This window comes from Microbispora sp. NPDC088329 (assembly GCF_040685655.1).
Lineage (GTDB): Bacteria > Actinomycetota > Actinomycetes > Streptosporangiales > Streptosporangiaceae > Microbispora.
Genome location: NZ_JBFBIP010000031.1, coordinates 51,925 through 71,859 on the forward strand (window position 1 = coordinate 51,925; position 19,935 = coordinate 71,859).

Here is a 19,935-nt window from a genome sequence, read left to right on the forward strand (position 1 = left end):
CGATGCACCTCGACGGCGACACGGCGCCGGACATCCTCGCGCTGCTCGGTGACCGCAGCACGCTGGCGCGGCGGCCGCCTGTCCGGATCGAGCAGGCCGCTGACGCCGCGACCCTCCGGGCCTACCGGCGGCTGCGGCACGAGGCGTTCGTCCGGGAGCAGAGGTTGTTCGGCGAGCACGACCTCGACGACAGGGACGACGATCCCCGCACGATCACGCTGGTGGCCAGGGACGCGGCGGGCACGGTCGTCGGCGGCGTGCGGCTCGGTCCGGCCTGCGACGGCCCCGACATCGGCTGGTGGACGGGCGGGCGCCTGGTCGTCACGCCCGCCGCGCGCGGCGCGGGGGCGACGGGAAGCACCGGCGCGGCCCTGGTGCGGGCCGCGTGCGCCCGCGCCGAGGCGGAGGGCGTGCTGCGGTTCGAGGCGACCGTGCAGGTCAGGGCCGAGGCGTTCTTCCGCCGTCTGGGCTGGACTCGGGTGCGGACGGTGACGGTCGCGGGCGCGCCGCACGTGCTGATGCGTCACCCGATCGGCAGGGTCGCGGCCCACGCGGCGGCGGCCAAGTCGGCGCTCGGCCCGCTGCTCGCCGCCCTGCCGGGCGGTCCGGCGCGGCTGGGCGGGCCGGGCTTCGTCGGTGACGACGGCGCGCCGGTGCCCGGCAGCGATCTCGTCGCCGCCTGCGACGCGATCGTGCCGTCCATGGTCGAGCGCGACCCGGAGTGGGCCGGCTGGTGCGCCGTCCTGGTCAACCTCAACGACCTCGCCGCGATGGGCGCCGCCCCGGCCGGGCTGCTCGACGCGCTCGCCGCGCCCGACGCCGCGCACGCCGCCCGGGTGATCGACGGCCTCGCGCGGGCCGCCTGCGCGTACGGGGTGCCGGTGCTGGGCGGGCACACGCAACTCGGGGTGCCGGCCGCGCTGTCGGTCACGGCCCTCGGCCACGCCGCGCGTCCCGTGCCCGGCGGCGGCGGACGCCCCGGCCACGCCGTGCGCCTCACGGCGGACCTCGGCGGCGGCTGGCGGACCGGCTACCGAGGCCGCCAATGGGACTCGGCCACCTCCCGGCGCACCGACGAGCTGCGCGCGATGCTCGGCGCGGTCGCGGCCGGTCGCCCCGCCGCCGCCAAGGACGTGTCGATGGCGGGGATCGCCGGCACGCTCGGCATGCTGGCCGAGGCGAGCGGCTGCGCGGCCGTGCTGGACGTGGCCGCGGTGCCGCGCCCGGCCGCCGCCTCCATGGGCGACTGGCTCACCTGCTTTCCCGGCTTCGCGATGCTCACGACGGACCGGCCGGGCGCGCCTGCGCCGCCGCCGGGGCCGGCCGCATCGGCGGTGTGCGGGGAGTTGACCACCGGCGGCGGCGTCTCGCTGCGCTGGCCCGACGGACAGGTCACGGAGGCCGTCGGCGGCCCGGTGACCGGATTGGGGACCGCGTGAGCGCCCTTCGCATGGCGGCGGTGTCCGCCGGTTTCGGCCGCGACCTCGACGAGGACTTCGCGATCGCGGAACACCTGATCAAGGAGGCGCGCGACGCGAGCGTGCGGCTCCTCGCGCTGCCCGAGGCGTGCCTCGGCGGCTACCTGATCAGCCTCGACGGCGGCGCCGCGGACGCCGGGCCGCCCCCGCTCGCCGTGAACGGCCCCGAGATCCGGCGGCTGGCCGCGCTGGCCGGAGACCTGGTCGTGGTCGCGGGCTACTGCGAGGACGGCGGCGACGCCCGCTACAACAGCGTGGTGTGCGTCAGCGGCGACGGCGTGCTGGGCAACCACCGCAAGGTCCACCAGCCGCTCGGCGAGAACGCCAGCTACGCCTCGGGCGACGGTTTCCGTGCCATCGACACGCCCGTCGGCAGGATCGGCATGATGATCTGCTACGACAAGGCGTTCCCCGAGTCCGCCCGCGCGCTGGCCCTCGACGGCGCACAGATCGGGGTGTGCGTGTCGGCGTGGCCGGGCTCGCGGACGAACGCGGCGCCGGACCTGGAGCGTGACCGCTGGAAGCGGCGCTTCGACCTGTTCGACCGGGCGCGGGCGCTGGAGAACCAGATCGTGTGGCTGTCGGCCAACCAGGCGGGCACGTTCGGGTCGCTGCGCTTCGTCGGCAGCGCGAAGATCGTGGACCCCGGCGGTGAGATCGTCTCGGCGACGGGTGTCGGGCCGGGCATGGCCGTCGCCGAGATCGACGTGCCGCGGGCGCTGGAGACCGCGCGCCGGTCGATGGGCCACCTGCGCGACCGCCGGCCGGAGACGTACGGGACGGCCGGGCAGGCCGGACACGCGGGGCAGGCGGCGTGAGCGTCCTGCGGATCGCCGCGGCGGCCGCCCATTTCGGCCGCGACCTCACCTTCGACCTCGCCCGCATCGCCAAACTGATCGACGACGCCCGCGCCGCGGGCGCCCGGCTGCTCGTGCTGCCCGACGCCGCGCTCGGCGGCTACCTCGCCGACCTGCGTAGGCCGGACCCCGACGCGCTGCCGCCCGCCCTGAAGCCGGACGACCCGGTCATCGCGCGGGTGGCGGCGCTGGCCGCCGAGATGGTGGTGTGCGTCGGATTCTGCGAGGACGGCGGCGACGTCCGCTACAACACGGCTGTGTGCGTCAGCGGCGACGGGGTGCTCGGCCTGCACCGCAAGGTGCACCTGCCCGCGGGCGAGACCGCGGCCTACCGCCCGGGCGACCGGTTCGACGCCTTCGACACCCCGGCCGGGCGGATCGGCATGCTGATCGACTACGACAAGACCTTCCCGGAGTCGGCCCGCAGCCTCGCGCTCGACGGCGCGCAGATCCTGGCCTGCCTGTCGGCCTGGCCCGCCAGCGTCACCAACCGCGCGCCGCGGATGGCCCAGGACCGGCAGTCGCGGCTCTTCGACCTGTACGACCAGGCGCGGGCCGCGGAGAACCAGGTCGTGCTCGCCTCCTCCAACCAGACCGGCGTGATGGGAGGCATGCGGTTCCTGGGCCAGGCCAAGGTCGTCGGGCCGGGGGGCGACGTGCTCGCCCGCACCTGGTCGAAGGCCGGGCTGGCCGTGGCCGAGCTCGACGTCGCCGCCGAGATCGACCGCGCGCGGCGGATTCTCCACCATCTCGGGGAGCGCAGGCCGGGCGTCTACCGGGAGGTGCTTGAGGAGGTGCATGAGTGAGAATCGCGCTGCTCAGCTACTCGACCAGGCCCCGCGGCGGGGTCGTGCACACCCTCGCCCTCGCCGAGGCGCTCGCGGCGGCGGGACAGCACGTGACGGTGTGGACGCTCGGCCGGGGCGGCGACTCGGGGTTCTTCCGCCCGGTCGACCCCGGCGTCCGGCTGCGCGTCGTGCCGTTCCCCGACATCCCCGGGGAGGGCGTCGGCCCACGGGTGCTGCGGTCGATCGCGATGCTGCGCGGGGCGTTCGCTCCTGAGGCCGCCTCTTACGATGTCGTGCACGCCCAGGACTGCATCAGCGCCAACGCGGCGGGCCTGTGCGTGCGCACCGTCCACCACCTGGACCACTTCACCACACCCGAGCTGGCCGCCTGTCACGAGCGCGCCATCGTCACGCCGTACGCGCACGTCTGCGTGTCGGAGGCGGTGGCCGCCGAGCTCGCGGCCGGGTGGGGCATCACGGCGACGGTGATTCCCAACGGCGTCGCGTATGAGCGCTTCGCGTCCGCCGACCCGGTCGCCACTCACATGTGGCGCGGTCAGCTCGGGACATACGTGCTGACGGTCGGCGGCATCGAGCCGCGCAAGGGCTCGCTCGACCTGCTGGAGGCGTACGCGCTGCTGCGGGAGGCGCGCCCGGACGTCCGGCTGGTGATCGCCGGAGGCGAGACGCTCTTCGACTACCGCGACTACCGCGCGCGGTGGGAGGCCCGGGCGGCGGAGCTGGGCGCCGAGCCGCTGGTCCTCGGCCCGGTCGCCGACGCGGACCTGCCGCCGCTCGTGGCGGGCGCCGCCGCCTTCGCCTTCCCGTCGGTGAAGGAGGGCTTCGGCCTCGCCGCGATGGAGGCCCTGGCGGCGGGCGTCCCCCTGGTGATGCGCGACCTGCCGGTCCTGCGTGAGGTCTTCGGCTCCGCCGCGCGCTTCGCCGTCACCCCCGCCGGGCTCGCCGCCGAGCTCGCCGGCGCCCTCGCCTCCGCCGATCCGGGCAGGCGTACGGCAGGCCGGGCGCTCGCCGCCCGGCACACCTGGCGGGCCGCCGCCGAACGCCACATCGCCCTGTACGAGTCGCTCGCGTCATAGGCTCGGACCATGGCGGCCAGAGCGTTCGACGCGGTGCTGTGCGACTTCGACGGGGTCCTGAAATTTTCCGATCTCGAGCAGCAGGCGGAGATCGAGCGGGCGTACGGGGTGGAGCCGGGGACGGTGGCCCGGGTGACCGGCCAGTCGGCGCTGGTGGTCCCGGCCCTGACCGGGCTGGTGACCCGGGAGGAGTGGCTGGCCTCGGCCGTTCCCGTCCTCGCCGGACTGGTGGGCTCGGCCGCGCGCGCGAGCGCGCTGACCGCCGACTGGCTGGCCGCCCGCACCTGGGCGGACGAGGAGGTGCTGGCGCTGCTCACGCGGGCGCGCGCCCGCGTCCCCGTCGTGCTCGTCAGCAACGCCACCTCGGAACTGGCCGCCCACCTGCGCGAGCTGGAGCTGCAAAACGCCTTCGACCACGTCGTGAGCAGTTACGACGTGGGGGTGGCCAAGCCCGACGCGCGGATCTTCGAGATCGCCGCCGGTCGCGCCGGCGTCCCCGCCCGGCGCTGCCTGTTCGTCGACGACCGGGCCGAGAACGTCGCCGCGGCGGTGGCGCTCGGCATGACCGGGGTCGTCTACCGTGCCCCGGCGGACCTGGAGACGGCACTGCTCCCGCTGTTCGAGGAGGCTCCCTGATGGCGCTGCGGCGGGTGCTGGCCTTCATCGACAGGCCCAGGGAGAGCTTCGAGAAGGCCGCCGCGTTCTGGACCGCCGTCACCGGCACGCGCCTGTCGCCCCGGCGGGGCGACGACGGGGAGTTCGCCACGCTGCTGCCGGAGACCGGTGACGCGTGCGCGAAGATCCCAGGCGGTGGGCGACGGGGGCGGCGTCCACCTCGATCTGGAGGTGGACGACGTCCGTGCCTCGATGACCCGGGCCGTGGCGCTCGGCGCCGCCGTCGCCGACGACCACGGCGACTGGGCCGTGCTGCGCTCCCCGGAGGGCAGGGCGTTCTGTCTCGTGCCCTGGGAGGGAGCGGCGCGGCGCCCGCCCGTGATCGCCGGCACCCGCCTCGACCAGGTCTGCCTCGACATCGCCCCCGGCGCGTACGAGGAGGAGGCGGCGTTCTGGCAGGCGCTGACCGGCTGGCCGCCTCGCCGGGGGTCGCTGCCCGAGTTCACGGTGCTGACGACGCCCGGGGCGCCGGTGCGGATCCTCCTGCAGCGGCTCGGCGAGGGGCCCGGCGGCTCGGCCCACGTCGACCTGGCCTGCACCGACGCCGAGGCCGCCCGGCTGCTGCACGAGCGGCACGGCGCGACGTTCGTGACGCGAGGGCACCATTGGACCGTCATGCGCGATCCGGCCGGCGGGGTCTACTGCCTCACGCAGCGCGATCCGGAGACCGGCGCCCTGCTCTCCTGAGTATCAGGCGGCAGTGATCAGGCAGCGGGGATCAGGCGGCGGGACGCAGGTGCCGCAGCGCGGTGGCGAGCCGGGCCAGCTCGGTCACCATCGCGTCCGCCGCCGTGTTCATCACGTCGTTGGACCGCAGGCGGCCCTCCTCGTCGAGAAGCTGGGCGACGAAGGGGATCGAGACCGCGTCGAACACCGGCACCATCTTCAGCGTGGTGACGACCTGCTTGAGCATCTGCACGGCGCGCGTGCCCGCCGAGACTCCGCCGTAGCTGACGAACCCGACCGGCTTGTACTGCCACTCGTGGTGCAGGTAGTCGATGGCGTTCTTCAGCACCGCGTTGAAGCCGTAGTTGTACTCGGGCGTGACGAACACGAACGCGTCGGCGCGCTCGACGGTGGCGCTCCACTCCTTGGTGTGCTGGTGGACGTACTGCCGGAGCCGGGGGTGGTTCGGCTCGTCCAGGAACGGCAGGTTCACCTCCGCCAGGTCGACGAGCTCGACCTCGAAGGCGTCCTGGGCCGCCGCGCGCTCGCGGAACCATTCCGCGACCGGTAGCCCGACCCGCCCGGGGCGCGTACTGGCGATGACGATCTGCAGAACTGGCTTAGCCATAATTCCCCCAAACAGCTAATAAGCGGACAGAACCCGCCTAACGGTACGCTCTGATCGGCAGGGAACACCGATAGGGGCGCGCCGATTCCCGAGGCGGCCGCCACCCCGCGTGGGTGCGGCCGATCACCCGCTCGGCATGGGGGATTTCAGCGGGCGAGGTGGCGGCTGATGACGAGGCGCTGGATCTGGTTGGTGCCCTCGATGATCTGCATGATCTTCGCAGCACAGAGGCCATGCCAGTAGCGTTTCCGCTATCAGCGATCCGAACTGGCAAAACCCTTACCGTCCCTGATGGTCATGCGTCATCGCTAGCCACTCTCGGACAGAACTGCGGCAGAACCAGGTGGGGGGCGATCGCCGGCAACACCCAGAGCCTTGGATTACAGAGAGTGATCTGAGACTTGATTGGAGCCCGCATCCACGAGGTGCTTGCCGAAGAGCCCGGCGAAGAATCTCCGTAGCATCTGGACGGCGGCAACCTCGTCGATGGTTAGCTCATGCCCCCCAAAGCGGTACACCTCGTGCCCCTTGAGACGCAGTGCCCGATCCTCGGCAACCATCCTCGAGTACAGCCGCGGGCGTGGTGATCGCCACCCGGTTGGTCGTCGGGTCGGCGGCGGGTCGGATTTTCCTGGTCCAGGGATCGTCTCCTCGGGTAGTTGTCGGACACGCGCGCGCCGAGCCCGTAGATGTGGTGGGACAGGTCGGAGGGTGCGCCGCAGTGGCACATGCCGGTGATGACGACGCCGCCGCGCAGGTCGAGCCACCAGCGGTTGGCGGCGGCCGGGAGGTACTTGTGGAGCAGCAGCCCAGCGATGAGGTTGCGCTGCCGTCCGCCGGGATGCGACAGCCGGCCCACGACGAGTCGGATGGTCGGGTACTCCTCGGTCTCGCACACCTCGGTGTCGCCGTCGCCGAGGGTCAGCGCACCGGACAGGTACAGCGTGTCGAGCCCGTCGCCGCCGTCGGCGAGCAGCAGCGGCACGCGCTGCCCCGCGTTCAGGTCGGTGGTGAGCCGCAGGCCCATGACGCTGCTGCTGAGGCCGGGCCGCGGTGGCGGCGGCTTCGGTCATCTGGTGTTGGCTCCCTTCCGGAAGCGGCCGGGGCCCGTCCTGGCCCCGGCCGCTCCGGCTCAGTTGGTGTCGTCATCGCCGTGGAGCAGGTCGATCACGGCGACGGTGGTGTTGTCGTAGGCGCCGGACCGCTTCGACATGTCCAGCAGCGAGGCCGCGACGTAGCCGCCGTCGAGGTGGGGCGCGGCCATGTTCGTCAGGGTCGCGATCATGACGTTCATGTGGTCGATGCGGCCGGAGAAGATCCCGGGCACCGACTGGGCGAACCCCACCGTCAAGGGCTCGGCGCCCGGGGCGGGTACGCGGTCAGGCCGTCCGAGGTGAGGATGACCCGCCGGAAGTCGTCGCTCTGGAGGAACCGCCGGTGCGAGGCCGAGTCGTGGCCCTCTTCACGGTTCGGTCGGGTCGACGAGCGGTTCGATCGCATCGAGCAGGAGCAGGCCAGTATGAAGGCCGCGCAGGCGCAGATGCTCGAGAGACTGATCGACATCCAGCGCCGGGTCTCGTAGTGGATTTAACCATCAGAAACGCAGGAAGCCCCCCGCCTATGCGGGGGGCTTATTGCTGCTTCATCCGGACAGAGCGGGTTCCCGATCATAAGTCGGGATGTGCACCCCCCGGGGGTGCGGATCGACGCCACCCGCTCCGTGAGAAGTGGTCTGCCGATTTTCCCAGAGACCGGCCTATAGCAGTCTGAGCTAGGGGCGAGCAATCCAAGCGGATGTTTCGCACTTTCGGTCCGAGGAGCCGTAGCTTTGGCCGGAAATCGTGAAGGAAACTGTGGCAACGGAGCACCACACCTGGTCGCCGGACTGGTTGTTCGCTTTGGCGGTTACTGTGGAACAGGCTCCATTGGTCGAGCAGCTACCGCTGCTCGACGCCACCTGAGAGCTGTCTCTGAGTAGAAGGACCTGGATACTCGCGCTGGAAACGCCGCTACAGCTTCCGGTTCCCTTGGCAGTGACACTCGGCGAAGCGTATGTCGGAACGTAGGCGGTGGCTGTGCAGCCGGCCAGGAGGGCCGAGTCTGGCGCGGCGTCGGCGAATGCTGGATTCACAACCAGCCCTGAGGCTGCGAGAGCGAAGACGGCTAGACCAGCGAGCCCGAATTTCAAGACACAGTCCCTTCGATGACGGGGGGTAGATGTGTGGAGGGAATCTCCATCACCGGGTACACCCCTCATGACATCGCTATGGTGTCGTTTCACAGCTTCGGTTTTCAAGATCTTGACAACGGTTACCATTACACGTAAATGGTACGGTAACCTTTCCGATGCCAAGCGTTGCGGTATTTAGATAAGCGGACAGTGCTGGCCTGTGGCGCTGGGTAGGCAGGCCAGGGGTCTCAGCATGGGCGGCTAGCTAATCCGCCCGAAGCGTTACGGCGATGCATTACCTTGTCGAGGTGCAGCAGATTTGTTGGTCACAATGTCTCAATCGCTACTATGGCCGTCTTCATCGAGGCCGTTCAGCAGGTCTCGCAGATGCGAATTCTTCCTCTCCAAATGATGGCCGGCGACTATAAGTCCTCGGAGAGCGAGAAGGCTTCCTAAGCCGACGAGAAGATCATCGCGTGGGCAGACGAGGTGGTCTGGTCGATCACCGACTCCCACGCCGAGCATCTGCGCGCGAGGCCATCCTCGGCGCCGGCTGCGGGATGCGGGCGGGCGAGTGGTTCGGCCTCGCGCTGGAAGACCTCGACTTCGAGCTACAGATCATCCACGTACGCCGGCAGGTCAAAAAGCTGGGCGAGTCGTTCGTTTTCGCGTTGCCGAAGAACGACCAAGAGCGCGTCGTCCCCATGCCCGACTGGGTGGCCCAATATCTGCGCTCGCGTATCCAGAAGTACACGCCACGGCCGTACACGCTTCCCTGGGAGAAGCTGAGCGGCAAGCCTCGGACGTGCAACATCCTCTTCCGCTGGGCCACCGACGATCTCCACATCCGGCATCGGACCTACGACGAGACGATCTGGAAACCCGCTCTCGTGCTGGCGGGCATAATCCCCAAGCCGACGAAGGACGCACGAGGCCGCCGCCGGTACATCACGACCCGGAAGGAGGGCACACACCAGCTCAGGCACTACTACGCCTCCGTGACGCTCCCAACCGGTGTCTCGATCAACGAGCTGGCCGAGTATCTCGGGCATTCCGACCCGGGGTTCACGCTACGTGTCTACGCCCACATGCAGTCCAGCTCGCACAAGCGGGCACGCGCGGCGATCGACCGGCGCATGCGTCGTCCCCGGCTCGTGGCCGGGCAGAACTGAGACAGAACTGGAGATCATCGGACGATATCCCGTGTCGCCCGATGATCTTTCTTCGCATCGAGGCTTCCCAGGTCAATGAGCTACTTTGCGAGGTGGCGGCTGATGACCAGGCGCTGGATCTGGTTGGTGCCCTCGAAGATCTGCATGATCTTCGCCTCGCGCATGTAGCGCTCGACGCGGAACTCGCGCGTGTAGCCGTACCCGCCGAAGACCTGGACCGCGTCGGTGGTGACCCGCATCGCGGTGTCGGTCGCGACCAGCTTGGCGACGCTGGCCTGCCTGCCGTACGGCAGGCCGGCGTCGCGGCGGCGGGCCGCGTCGAGGTACGTGGCCCGGGCGGAGTCCACGCCCGCGGCCATGTCGGCGAGCAGGAAGCCGAGCCCCTGATGGTCGATGATCTTCTTGCCGAACGCCTCGCGCTCCTTGGCGTACGCGACGGCCTCGTCGAGCGCGGCCTGGGCGAGGCCGACGGCGCAGGCGGCGATGCCCAGCCTCCCGGAGTCGAGCGCGCCGAAGGCGATGGGCAGGCCCTGGCCCTCCGCGCCGATGAGGCGGTCGGCGTCGATCAGCACGCCGTCCCAGTGGGCGGTCGTGGTGGGGACGGCGTGCAGGCCCATCTTCTCCTCGGGCCGGCCGAAGGTCAGGCCCTCGGCGGAGCCGGGGGCGAGGAAGCAGGAGACGCCCCGGCTGCCCTCGCCCGTGCGGGCGAACAGGGCGTAGAAGTCCGCCCGGCCGCCGTGGGTGATCCACGCCTTGGTGCCGGTGATCCGGTAGCCGCCCTCGGCCTTGTCGGCCTTGCAGGTCAGAGCCCCGGCGTCCGAGCCGGCTTGGGGTTCGGAGAGGCTGTAGCCGCCGACCAGCCGCCCGGCGAGCATGTCCGGCAGCCAGCGTTCCCGCTGCTCCGGCGTGCCGTACGTCGCGACGGGGAAGCAGGACAGCGTGTGCACGCTGACCGCGACCGCGACGGCGGCCCAGCGCGCGGCCAGTTCCTCGATCACCTGGAGATACACCTCGTACGGCTGGGCGCCGCCGCCGTACTCCTCCGGGTAGGGCAGGCCGAGGAGCCCGGCGGCGCCGAGCGTGGCGAACAGCCCCTCGGGATAGGTCTCGGCCCGCTCGTGCTCGTCCACGCGGCGGGCGAGTTCCTTGTCGGCGATCTCGCGGGTCAGCTCGATGAGGTCCCGGGCGTCCTGGCCGGGCAGCAGACGGTCGACGGTCACGGTGCCTCCTGGAGGACGGGCTCGTTCAGCTCGGCGAGAAGGGCGGCGGCGCGGTCGCGAAACTCGGCGACACGGGCGAGCTTGATGCCCTCATAGCCGCGGATCATGTCCGGCAGGGCGGCGATCTCGGCGACGGCCGGGGCGGTCGCCGGGGTGAGCCGGCCGAGCGCGCGTCGTACCAGCTCGCGGTACTCCCCGACCAGCGTACGCTCCACCCGGCGCACGGCCGCGTGCCCGAACACGTCGAACGCGGTGCCGCGCAGCACGCGGGCGGCCCGCAGCCCGCGGAACACGACGCCGGCGGACCCGCGCAACTTGATCTTGCGCTTGAGACCCATCGCCCGCAGCAGCGGCGGGTGCAGCAGCACCGACACGGCGGTGCCGGGGCCGAACTCCCGCTCGCGCCGGGCCCGCTCCACCGGGTCGAGGTGCAGCCGGGCGACCTCGTACTCGTCCTTGTACGCCATGAGCTTGTGCAGCCCCCGGGCGTACGCGAGCCCGATCCGCGCGCCGGCCTCCTCCCCCGCCCGCTCGGCGGCCAGCGCGGCCACCCCGCGCACGTCGCGCGCGTACGAGCGGGCGTAGGCCGCGTTCTGGTAGCCGGTCAGGTCGGCGACGCGCACGGCGAGCGTCTCCTCCAGCGCGTCGGCCGGCGCCGCGATCTGCGGCCGCGCGATCTTCTGCTGGGGGATCGCGGCCCCGGACACGGCCCGGAACACCGCCTCGCGGTCCAGGACGGCGGCCCGGCCCCAGCGGAAGGCCGCCAGGTTCCGCTCGACGACCGCACTCTTGGGACCACCGTTGAGGCGGATGGCGCCCTCGATCGCGTCCGCGGAGATCGGGATGCAGCCGTGCTGGTAGGCCGCGCCGGCGAGCACGAGATTGGCGGGCATGTGGTCGCCGAACAGCGCCTCGGACAACGCGCCGGCGTCCAGGTGGAGGCCTGCCTCGGCCAGGGTGGCCGACGCGATGCGGACGATCGCGTCCTGCGGCCCGGAGAGCGCGGCGCGGCCGGTGACCATGGCGGCCGTCGGCACGATCGCGGTGTTCACTACGGCGACCGTACGGCCCGGCGAGGCGGCGGCGAGGGTGTCGTCCGCGGCGGCGCCGAGCACGTCGAAGCAGATGAGGACGTCGGCGGTGCCGCGGGCGGCACGGACCGCGCCGCTGATCGGCTGCGGGGACACGCGCACGTCGCTGACGACGGGACCGCCCTTCTGCGCCAGCCCGGTCTGGTCGAGGCCGGCGGCGTGCAGACCGTCGAGATGGGCGGCCATCCGCAGGATCTGCGAGACGGTGACGACCCCGGTGCCGCCGATGCCGGGCATCCGCAGCAGCACCGAGCGCTCCGGGAAGCGCGGCACCGGCCCGGTCAGCGCCACCGGCGGCTCGGGCACCGTACGCGGGGTCTCGGAGCGGGGCTCGACGAGCAGGAACGACGGGCAGTCGCCCTTGAGACAGCTCAGGTCGGAGTTGCACGACGCCTGGTGGATGCGGGTCTTGCGGCCGAACTCCGTCTCCACCGGCTGCACCGACAGGCAGGTGGAGGCGTCCCCGCAGTCGCCGCAGCCCTCGCACACGCGCTCGTTTACCACCACCCTGGCCTTCGGCGTGGGCAGCGTGCCGCGCTTGCGCAGCCGCCGCTTCTCGGCCGCGCAGCGGTCGTCGTGGATCAGCACGGTCACCCCGTCGATCGCCGCGAGCTCCTTCTGCACGGCAGGGAGGTCGTCACGGTGCCGTACGGACGCGATCGGCGCCAGCCGGACGTTCCGGTAGGTCTCGGGCTCCGGGGTGGTGACCACGACCCGGCGCACCCCCTCGGCCGCCAGCCACCGCGTCAGCGCCGGGACGTCGAGGCGGCCCTCGGCGCGCTGTCCGCCGGTCATCGCCACCGCGTCGTTGTAGAGCAGCTTGTACGTCATCGACACGCCGGCCGCGACGGCGGCGCGCACGGCCAGCGAGCCGGAATGGTGAAAGGTGCCGTCACCGAGATTCTGGGTGAAGTGGCGGTCGGAGGTGAACGGGGCCAGGCCGAACCACTGGGCGCCCTCGCCCCCCATCTGCGTCATGCCGACCTGCCTGCCGCGTCCGTCGCCGTCCAGGGCGATCATGGCGTGGCAGCCGATGCCCGCGCCGACCAGCGTGTCGTCGGAGGCACGCGTGGAGGCGTTGTGCGGGCAGCCCGAGCAGAAGTACGGCGTGCGGCCGGCGGCCAGCGGGAGCAGCCGACGCCTCGCGGAGGTGGGCGTCAGGATCGCGGCCCGGCGGGGAAGCCGGTCGGGGCCGAGGCAGGTGACGAGCGCGGCGGCCACGTCCTCGGCGCCGAGCGTGCCGCGCGCCGTCAGCAGGTCACGGCCGAAGACGTCGGGGCGCTGCCCGGTTTCGTACAACGCCTGCTTGAGGTGCCCCTCCAGGAACGGCACCTTGTCCTCGACCACGAGCACCCGGTCGAGCCCGGCGGTCATGGCGGCGAGGTCGTCGTACGCGAGCGGGAACGGCATGGCGAGCCGGATCAGCCGCAGGCCGAGGTGGTCCATCGCGGCCTCGTCCAGGCCGAGATCGGTCAGGGCGCGCAGGACCACGGCGTAGGAGGCGCCGGACGCGAGCACGCCCGTCGTGGCGCGCGGCGCGTCGTGGGTCACCCGGTTGAGGCCGTGCGCGCGGGCGTACTCGCGGGCCAGGCGGAGCCTGCGGGTGAGCATGTCGTGTTCGGCGTCGAGCGAGGCCGGTCCGACCAGGGTGGGCGGTGCCCCGCGATCTGCGCGGTCCGGCACCGGGACGCCGGACCGGATGTTCTCGCGCAGCGATCCGAGGTCGACGGTGGCGGAGGCGTCGGCGACGTCGGCGACGATCTTCAGGCCGGCCCACAGGCCGGTGGCGCGCGACAGCGCCACCGCGTGCAGCCCGAGTTCGACGACCTCCGCCACGGAACCGGGGGCGAGCAGCGGCATCGACAGGCTCTGGCACATCGGCTCGCAGGAGCTGGGCACGGTCGACGACTTGCAGGCCGGGTCGTCGCCGATCCAGGCCACCGCCCCGCCGAGCGGCGCGGTGCCGGCGAGGTTGCCGTGCCGGATCGCGTCGGCGGCCCGGTCGAGGCCCGGGTTCTTCCCGTACCAGAACCCGGTCACCCCCTCGTGCCTGCGGCCCGGCACCTGCGCGAGAAGCTGCGTGCCCGCGACCGCCGTGGCCGCCAGCTCCTCGTTGAGGCCGGGCCTGGCCACCACCCCCGCCTCCTCCAGGAACCGCGCGGCCCGTGCCATCTCCAGGTCGACGCCGCCGAGGGGGGAGCCGGGATATCCGGAGACGAACACCCGCGTGTCCAGCCCACGCGCGGCGTCGAGGCGGCGCTGCTCCACGGTGAGCCGGACGAGGGCCTGGACGCCCGAGATCAGCACGGTGCCGTTCTCGGCCGCGTACTTGTCGTCGAGCGAGACGGGAGGCGGGGACACGGCGAACCTCCTGGGGTCTGGGTGATTCACAGCACACCAACGCCCGAGGCGTACGCGCAAGCGTCGCGCGCGAAACAACCGCGGCAACGCGGGGCGCCGGGCCGGTCGCGACCCTCAGCGGCCCCTGCGCGCGCTGAGGCCGGTGGCGTTCAGGAAGTCGACGAGCGGGCCGTCGGCGAGCGCGCCGGTCTGGTGCGCCCGTCTCAGCTTGACGAGCAACTCGCCGACGTGCCGCGCGGCCTTGTCGCCTTTGCCCCTGCCTCTGCCTCTGCCGGGGCCCCTGGACATGTCCCTGGCCGTCTTCCTGATCGCTTCGTGGGCCTCGCGGGCCAGCTTCGGCTCGATGCCGCCCCTGGTCTCCTGCTCCTGGACGGCGTGGTCGAAGGCGGCCAGCCATTCCTGGTAGCTCCGGTAGACCCGGCGCGCGGACGGCGTGGGAGACGGCTTCGGGGACGACCTCGGAGACGGCCTGAGGGACGGCGTGGGAGACGCCTTCGGGGACGGTGTCCTGGACGCCCGGGATGCCGGGGTGGGCGACGTCCCGGCGTCCGTGCCCGCCGGCGACTGGGCCGCGGCCGCGGGTTCCGCCTGCCCGCCGCCGTCGGACAGCGCCGCCACCCCGATCGTGACCGCGGCGAGCCCCGCCACCGCGGCGCCGAGCCGGATGAGCGTGCGTCGTTCCGGCGACGTTCCCGAACGGCCCGGAGCACGCCCGGCCGGCGGGCCGGGCGGCGGTGCGTCGGGCAGCCCCGTGTCGACCATCCCCGTGTCGAGCAGCCCCGTGTTGAGCAGCCCCGTGTTGAGCAGCGCCGTGTCGCCCGCACGCGCACCGGCCGGATACGACGCCTGCGGCGCCGCCGTCCCGGCCTCCCACTGAGCGGCCTCCCACTGGGCCGGCTCCCGCTGGGCGGCCTCCCGCGCGGAGAGGGCGACGGCCGCCAGGACCCGGCGCGCGACCTCCGCGTCGGCGGGCCGGGCGGCGGGGTCCTTGGCCAGCAGTGCGATGATCAGGCGCTCCAGCTCGGCGGGGATGTCGGGCCGGTGCCGGCCGGGCGGCGCCGGGACCTGGTGGACGTGCTGATACACCAGCTCGGGGGCCGACCCGGTGAACGGCGGGCGCCCGCACAGCAGCTCATAGCAGACGCACCCCAGCGCGTAGAGATCGCAGGCGGTCCCGCCACCCCGGCCGTCGATCTGCTCCGGCGCCAGGTAGGCGGCGGTGCCGATGACGGTGCCCACCATCGTGAGCCGTGCCGCCTCGGTCGCCACCTGGGCGACGCCGAAATCGACCACCTTGAGCACGCCGCTCGTCGTGAGGTGCAGGTTCGCGGGTTTGACGTCCCGGTGCACGACCCCGGCGCGGTGCGCGGCGTCCAGCCCCGCGGCGGCCTGGCTCATGAGGTCGCACGCCTCCGCCACGCCGTACCGGCCCCGGTCGAGCAGTTCCGCGGCCAGGCTGCGGCCGGTGAGCAGCTCCATCACCAGGTACGGCCGGGCGTCCTGCTCGCCCACGTCGAGCACGGTCACCACGTTCGGATGGACGACGCGGGCGGCGGCGCGGGCCTCGCGGGCGAAGCGCTCGCGCGAGGCGACCCCGGCGACCTGCGGCGCGAGGATCTTCACCGCGACGGGGCGGTGGGCCCGCAGGTCGCGGCCCCGCCAGACCTCGCCCATGCCGCCCTGGCCGATCAGCTCCTCCAGCTCGTAACGACCGCCGAGCGTGGACGGCACCATGTCCCGCACCTCCCCATAGCGACTCGCGCCCAGATGATCGGGAGCCAACCTATCCTCTTGGGCGGACCGGGCGAGAACGGCCGGATCGGCCGAATCCGCCGGACCTGCCGGCCCGGCGGAACTCGTTCACGGTGGCGGCGCCGTGCTCGAACGCAGGGAGATCGGCGGGAAGAGCAGGACGTGGCTGGGCGGCGTGCCGGGCTCGGCCATTCGCTCGGCCAGCAGTTCGACGGCCCTTTCGGCCATCTCGGTGATCGGGACGTCGGCCGCGGTGAGCGGCGGGTGGAACTCCTCGGCCCAGTGCCGCCCCACGACTCCGGTGACGGAGATCTGCCGGGGTATCGCGCGGCCGAGGCGTCGCAGCGCGCGCTCGACGCCGGGCAGGGCCGCCTCGTTCACCGTGACGAGGCCGGTGACCCGCGGCCGGGCCGCCAGCAGGTCCTCGATGCAGGTCTCGCCCGCCGTCGCCTCGTCGGCGCAGCACGACGCGGTCGCGGACAGGGACCGTGCCGCCGCTGCGGCGGTGAACCCGTCCAGGGCACGGCGAGCCGGGCCGTAACCGGAATCGAGGAGCTCTCGTGGCCGGTTGATCAGCGCGATCTCGCGATGCCCGAGGTCGGCCAGGTGATGCACACAGCCCGCGACGAGTCCCCGGTAGTCCAGATCCACCCAGTATCCGGTCGCCGCGTCCGCGGTATGGCCGATCGCCACGAAGGGCACACCGGACTCCCGCAGGCGGGCCGCTCTCGCGTCCCGCAGCCGGACCTCCATCAGGATCACGCCGTCGACCCGGCGACCGCGAATCATCCGTTCGAACGAGCGGTCGTGCTCGCCGCCGCTGGGCGACAGCAGCACGTCCAGCTCGCGCCGGCCGGCAGCGGCCACGACATCGGCGACGAAGCCGAGCTGGATCGGGGTCAGGCGCCGCCCGGCGGGCGGGATGACCAGTCCGATGGCGCGGGTGCGGCCCTCCGCCAGGGCTCTGGCGGAGGCGTTGGGCCGATAGCCGACGTCGTCGACGACCTGCAGGATCCGCCGGCGAGTCGCGTCGGAGACCGCGCGCTTGCCGCTGAGGGCGTAGGAGACCGTGCTCCGCGACACGCCCGCCCGCCTCGCGATCTCCCCGATGTTCACCCGTCCCCCGCGGCAGCCCGTCGACGCGATTATTCGAATCGATTCGACGGCAGGCTACGCAGGCGTCCGCGGTTGTGTCAAAGCCGCCGTACCCGCCGTCCGCGCCCGCTGTTCGTGTCGCCGTTCGTGGGCGGCGGCGAGGATGAGATAGGCACTGGCCGTCCAGGTGTAGGCGCGGTCGCGCAGCCCCTCGCCGGTGCGCGCGTCGAAGTTCTCCGCGAAGCCGGACCGCTCGCACAGCCCGCGGAAGCGGGCGCTGATCTCGTCGGCCAGCCCGGTGTGACCGGCGCGGCGCAGGCCGTCCTCGACGAGGACGGTCGAGGGGGCCCAGATCGGTCCCCGCCAGTAGCCGTCGTCCTGATAGTGCTCGGACCCGGGGTGCTCGGTGGCCGGACCGAACGCGGTCAGATGCGCGGCGATGCGCGCGGCGAGCGCCGTGTGCACCGGCTCGGGGAGCTCGTCGCCGAGCACGATGGGCATGAGGTCGAGCAGGCTGGAGCTCGACCAGGTGCGCCCCGAGTGCGCGCCGCGTGCGACGAACCGGTCCCCCGTCCACAGCTCGGCGAGCAGCGCGTCGCGCATCCGGTCGGCGGCGCCGGACCAGCGGGCCGCGGCCGCCGGGTCCGGGGCCCGGCGGGCCAGTTCGCGCATCTGCAGCACGAGGAAGGCGGCCAGGTCGGCGGTCTCGACGACGCGCTCGGGGTCGAAGGTGGTGGCGTTGTCCCAGCCGCTGTCGTTGCCGTGCTGGTAGTGCGGCAGTTCACGGCCGGGGACGCGCCGCGCCGTAAGCCAGAAGGCCGTCCAGCGTTCCAGCAGCCGGTAGACCTCCTCCGGCTCGGCCGCCGCCGGCAGGCGGCGCAGAGCCCAGCCGTGGATGGGCGGCTTGACGAAGTTGTAGAGGATCTCCGAGTGGGTGACGGAGTCGGGCAGCGCGCCCGCCTCGTCCTGGTGGTCGAAGGGCAGCCGGAACTGGTCCCACGCCAGGCCGGGCAGGCCGTCGGCGAGGGCGATGGCGTTGAAGCAGTGGTCCCAGCTCCACACCTTGTCCATCCAGTGCTTGGACATCAGCACGGCGGGCCGGGTGACGAACCCGGCCGGACGTACGGTCGCCGACCACAGGACGTAGGCGGCCAGCTCGGCCGCGGGCGTCCGTTCGCTGCGCCAGGGCGCGACCGCCGCGGTGAACGCGTCGAACTCGGCCCGCGCCGCCTCGGCCACCTCCTCGAACGCGCCGGCGGGCGCGTAGGGGGCGCGAGCGGCCTCGTACTCCTCGACGGCGACCTCCCACTCGCCGCTCAGGACGACGCCCCGCTCGGCGGTGCCGAGCGCCTGCGCGCCCCGCGCTTCCGCCTGTCCCGCGAGCACCGTGACGCGGTAGCGGCGGCCGGTCTGGTAGACGGTGAAGACGAACGATCCGTCCGCCGGGTCCTGGTAGAAGTACGGGCCGCTGAACGGCGTCAGGACGGGGTCTGCGGCCAGGAAACTCAGCCCGAGGTCCCTGCCGCGCAGCCGCACCGTGTCGGCGTTCTCGTAGGCGAGGTCGATCCGGCCGCCGGCACGGCTCCAGGTGAGCCGGTGGGGCGTGGCGGTGACGTCGCTCTCCGCGGACGGCACCAGCCGCAGGACCGGGTGCATGCCGGTCTGGTGGGAGACCAGATGCACGTCCCGGGCGTAGGTCTTCTGGGCGACCACCGGCGAGAAGCCGAACCAGGAGCCGCGGTAGCTGAACGGGATTTCCCGCAGGGAGAACACCGGGCCTGAAGCGGCGACGGTCATGAAGAGGGGGTCCCTTCTCGAAGAAACTCAGTCCTTGACGGCGCCGGCGGTGACGCCCGCGGCGACGTAGCGCTGGGCGACGATGAGCAGAACGGTCGCCGGGATGGAGGCGACCACGGCGGTGGCCATGATGGCGTTCCACTCCTGGTTGTTGTTGCCGATGTAGTGGTAGATCCCCAGGGTGATCGGCTGATGGGCGCCGCCCTGGTCGAGGGTGGAGGCGAAGACGAAGTCCGACCAGGCCCACAGGAACGCGAACAGCGACACCGTGATGATCGAGTTGCGGGAGACCGGCAGCACGATCGAGACGAACGTGCGCATCACCCCGGCGCCGTCCACCCGGGCCGCCTGCAGCAACTCCTCGGGGATGCCGGACATGAACGCCGTCAGGATCAGCACGGCGAACGGCACCGCGAGCGTGGAGTCGGCCACGATCAGCCCGGGGACGGTGTTGAGCACGCCGGTGGTGAGGAAGATGGCGTAGAAGCCCATCGCCATGATGATCCCCGGGATCATCTGCGCGATCAGCAGCACGAAGCTCAGCACGCCGCCGCCGCGCGGCCGCAGCTTGGCCAGCGAGTACGCCCCCGGCGCCGCGACCAGCAGGGTCAGCGCGACGGTGCCCAGCCCGACGACCAGGCTCACCCCCAGGTAGGGCAGCTGCCGCTCCAGCACCGCCCGGTAGCCGTCCAGCGTGCCGTGCACCGGGAACCAGTACGGCGGCGACTTGCGCATGTCCTGGTCGCGGGTGAACGAGACGTTGACCATCCAGTAGACCGGGAACAGCATCACGGCCGTGAGCGCCAGCCCGACGGCGGTGTTGAGCCGCCTCATGCCGCGGCCTGCCGTCGCTGCACGCGGATGTAGACGAGCCCGAAGGCCAGCGCCATGAGGATCAGCAGGTTGCCCACCGCCGCGCCGGGCCCGAACGAGGGCACGAGGTTGCCGAAGCCCAGCCGATAGGACCAGGTGGCGAACGTGCTGGAAGAACCGCTCGGCCCGCCCTTCGTCATGATCCAGATGATGTCGAACACCTTGAGCGTGTAGACCAGCCCCAGCAGCAGCGTGATCGCCGACACCGGACGCAG

At 72.4% G+C, this 19,935-nt stretch carries 17 protein-coding genes and 2 pseudogenes; 9 read left to right on the forward strand and 10 right to left on the reverse strand.

Annotation, left to right across the window (positions count from 1 at the left end):
- Positions 1-2 precede the first annotated feature (2 nt).
- From AB0O28_RS36670 to AB0O28_RS36700, 7 genes and pseudogenes are all read left to right on the forward strand, one after another.
- A complete protein-coding gene (locus tag AB0O28_RS36670) occupies positions 3-1,439 on the forward strand; it encodes an MSMEG_0567/sll0787 family protein (protein WP_363647187.1) in 1,437 nt (478 codons plus the stop codon).
- The gene (locus AB0O28_RS36675; RefSeq protein WP_363647188.1) at positions 1,436-2,296 is read left to right on the forward strand and encodes a carbon-nitrogen hydrolase family protein; all 861 of its coding nucleotides are present in this window, start codon (positions 1,436-1,438) and stop codon (positions 2,294-2,296) included. Before AB0O28_RS36670 ends, AB0O28_RS36675 begins: the two co-directional genes overlap by 4 nt.
- Complete coding sequence (locus tag AB0O28_RS36680; protein ID WP_363647189.1) at positions 2,293-3,141, forward strand: carbon-nitrogen hydrolase family protein; 849 nt, start codon at positions 2,293-2,295, stop codon at positions 3,139-3,141. The genes AB0O28_RS36675 and AB0O28_RS36680 overlap by 4 nt, the downstream gene beginning before the upstream one ends.
- The gene (locus AB0O28_RS36685) at positions 3,138-4,220 is read left to right on the forward strand and encodes an MSMEG_0565 family glycosyltransferase (RefSeq protein ID WP_363647190.1); all 1,083 of its coding nucleotides are present in this window, start codon (positions 3,138-3,140) and stop codon (positions 4,218-4,220) included. Before AB0O28_RS36680 ends, AB0O28_RS36685 begins: the two co-directional genes overlap by 4 nt.
- A gap of 9 nt (positions 4,221-4,229) precedes the next feature.
- Complete coding sequence (locus AB0O28_RS36690) at positions 4,230-4,856, forward strand: HAD-IA family hydrolase (RefSeq protein ID WP_363647191.1); 627 nt, start codon at positions 4,230-4,232, stop codon at positions 4,854-4,856.
- A gap of 117 nt (positions 4,857-4,973) precedes the next feature.
- Positions 4,974-5,171, forward strand: a pseudogene (locus AB0O28_RS36695) (VOC family protein); the annotation flags it as partial.
- On the forward strand, positions 5,145-5,582 hold the full coding sequence (locus tag AB0O28_RS36700; protein ID WP_363647206.1) for a VOC family protein: 438 nt from the start codon (positions 5,145-5,147) through the stop codon (positions 5,580-5,582). The pseudogene AB0O28_RS36695 and the gene AB0O28_RS36700, both read left to right, overlap by 27 nt.
- Before the next feature lie 31 nt (positions 5,583-5,613).
- Here AB0O28_RS36700 and AB0O28_RS36705 read toward each other — a convergent pair whose 3' ends face one another.
- The 3 genes from AB0O28_RS36705 to AB0O28_RS36715 all read right to left on the reverse strand — a co-directional run bounded on the left by AB0O28_RS36705 (position 5,614) and on the right by AB0O28_RS36715 (position 7,534).
- Positions 5,614-6,189, reverse strand: a complete 576-nt coding sequence (locus AB0O28_RS36705) for an NAD(P)H-dependent oxidoreductase (protein WP_363647192.1) — start codon at positions 6,187-6,189, stop codon at positions 5,614-5,616.
- A 490-nt stretch (positions 6,190-6,679) separates the two neighbouring features.
- Positions 6,680-7,216 carry a hypothetical protein gene (locus AB0O28_RS36710; protein ID WP_363647193.1) on the reverse strand — a complete coding sequence of 179 codons (537 nt, stop codon included), beginning with the start codon at positions 7,214-7,216 and terminating at the stop codon, positions 6,680-6,682.
- Between the two features lie 105 nt (positions 7,217-7,321).
- Complete coding sequence (locus AB0O28_RS36715) at positions 7,322-7,534, reverse strand: hypothetical protein (RefSeq protein WP_363647194.1); 213 nt, start codon at positions 7,532-7,534, stop codon at positions 7,322-7,324.
- 54 nt (positions 7,535-7,588) lie between these two features.
- Between AB0O28_RS36715 and AB0O28_RS36720 the strand changes: the two genes are divergently transcribed.
- Positions 7,589-7,771, forward strand: coding sequence for a hypothetical protein (locus tag AB0O28_RS36720; protein ID WP_363647195.1), 183 nt, complete (start codon positions 7,589-7,591; stop codon positions 7,769-7,771).
- A 1,064-nt stretch (positions 7,772-8,835) separates the two neighbouring features.
- A complete protein-coding gene (locus tag AB0O28_RS36725) occupies positions 8,836-9,531 on the forward strand; it encodes a tyrosine-type recombinase/integrase (RefSeq protein ID WP_363647196.1) in 696 nt (231 codons plus the stop codon).
- Between the two features lie 80 nt (positions 9,532-9,611).
- Here AB0O28_RS36725 and AB0O28_RS36730 read toward each other — a convergent pair whose 3' ends face one another.
- From AB0O28_RS36730 to AB0O28_RS36760, 7 genes and pseudogenes are all read right to left on the reverse strand, one after another.
- Positions 9,612-10,751: an acyl-CoA dehydrogenase family protein gene (locus tag AB0O28_RS36730; protein WP_363647197.1), complete on the reverse strand. Its 1,140-nt coding sequence runs from the start codon at positions 10,749-10,751 to the stop codon at positions 9,612-9,614.
- The gene (locus AB0O28_RS36735; protein WP_363647198.1) at positions 10,748-14,203 is read right to left on the reverse strand and encodes an indolepyruvate ferredoxin oxidoreductase family protein; all 3,456 of its coding nucleotides are present in this window, start codon (positions 14,201-14,203) and stop codon (positions 10,748-10,750) included. The genes AB0O28_RS36730 and AB0O28_RS36735 overlap by 4 nt, the downstream gene beginning before the upstream one ends.
- 114 nt (positions 14,204-14,317) lie before the next feature.
- Positions 14,318-15,937 carry a serine/threonine-protein kinase gene (locus AB0O28_RS36740; RefSeq protein WP_363647199.1) on the reverse strand — a complete coding sequence of 540 codons (1,620 nt, stop codon included), beginning with the start codon at positions 15,935-15,937 and terminating at the stop codon, positions 14,318-14,320.
- A 126-nt stretch (positions 15,938-16,063) separates the two neighbouring features.
- The gene (locus tag AB0O28_RS36745; RefSeq protein ID WP_363647200.1) at positions 16,064-17,071 is read right to left on the reverse strand and encodes a LacI family DNA-binding transcriptional regulator; all 1,008 of its coding nucleotides are present in this window, start codon (positions 17,069-17,071) and stop codon (positions 16,064-16,066) included.
- Positions 17,072-17,125: 54 nt separating this feature from the next.
- Positions 17,126-18,847 carry a hypothetical protein gene (locus tag AB0O28_RS36750; RefSeq protein WP_363647201.1) on the reverse strand — a complete coding sequence of 574 codons (1,722 nt, stop codon included), beginning with the start codon at positions 18,845-18,847 and terminating at the stop codon, positions 17,126-17,128.
- Between the two features lie 27 nt (positions 18,848-18,874).
- Complete coding sequence (locus tag AB0O28_RS36755; RefSeq protein WP_363647202.1) at positions 18,875-19,681, reverse strand: carbohydrate ABC transporter permease; 807 nt, start codon at positions 19,679-19,681, stop codon at positions 18,875-18,877.
- Positions 19,678-19,935, reverse strand: a pseudogene (locus AB0O28_RS36760) (sugar ABC transporter permease); the annotation flags it as partial. The pseudogene AB0O28_RS36760 and the gene AB0O28_RS36755, both read right to left, overlap by 4 nt.

Coding starts and splice junctions, on each gene's coding strand:
- AB0O28_RS36750 (WP_363647201.1), bottom strand. CDS start 18,847: ATGACCGTCGCCGCTTCAGGCCCGGTGTTCTCCCTGCGGGAAATCCCG.
- AB0O28_RS36720 (WP_363647195.1), top strand. CDS start 7,589: ATGACCCGCCGGAAGTCGTCGCTCTGGAGGAACCGCCGGTGCGAGGCC.
- AB0O28_RS36670 (WP_363647187.1), top strand. CDS start 3: ATGCACCTCGACGGCGACACGGCGCCGGACATCCTCGCGCTGCTCGGT.
- AB0O28_RS36755 (WP_363647202.1), bottom strand. CDS start 19,681: ATGAGGCGGCTCAACACCGCCGTCGGGCTGGCGCTCACGGCCGTGATG.
- AB0O28_RS36690 (WP_363647191.1), top strand. CDS start 4,230: ATGGCGGCCAGAGCGTTCGACGCGGTGCTGTGCGACTTCGACGGGGTC.
- AB0O28_RS36710 (WP_363647193.1), bottom strand. CDS start 7,216: ATGGGCCTGCGGCTCACCACCGACCTGAACGCGGGGCAGCGCGTGCCG.
- AB0O28_RS36740 (WP_363647199.1), bottom strand. CDS start 15,937: ATGGTGCCGTCCACGCTCGGCGGTCGTTACGAGCTGGAGGAGCTGATC.
- AB0O28_RS36705 (WP_363647192.1), bottom strand. CDS start 6,189: ATGGCTAAGCCAGTTCTGCAGATCGTCATCGCCAGTACGCGCCCCGGG.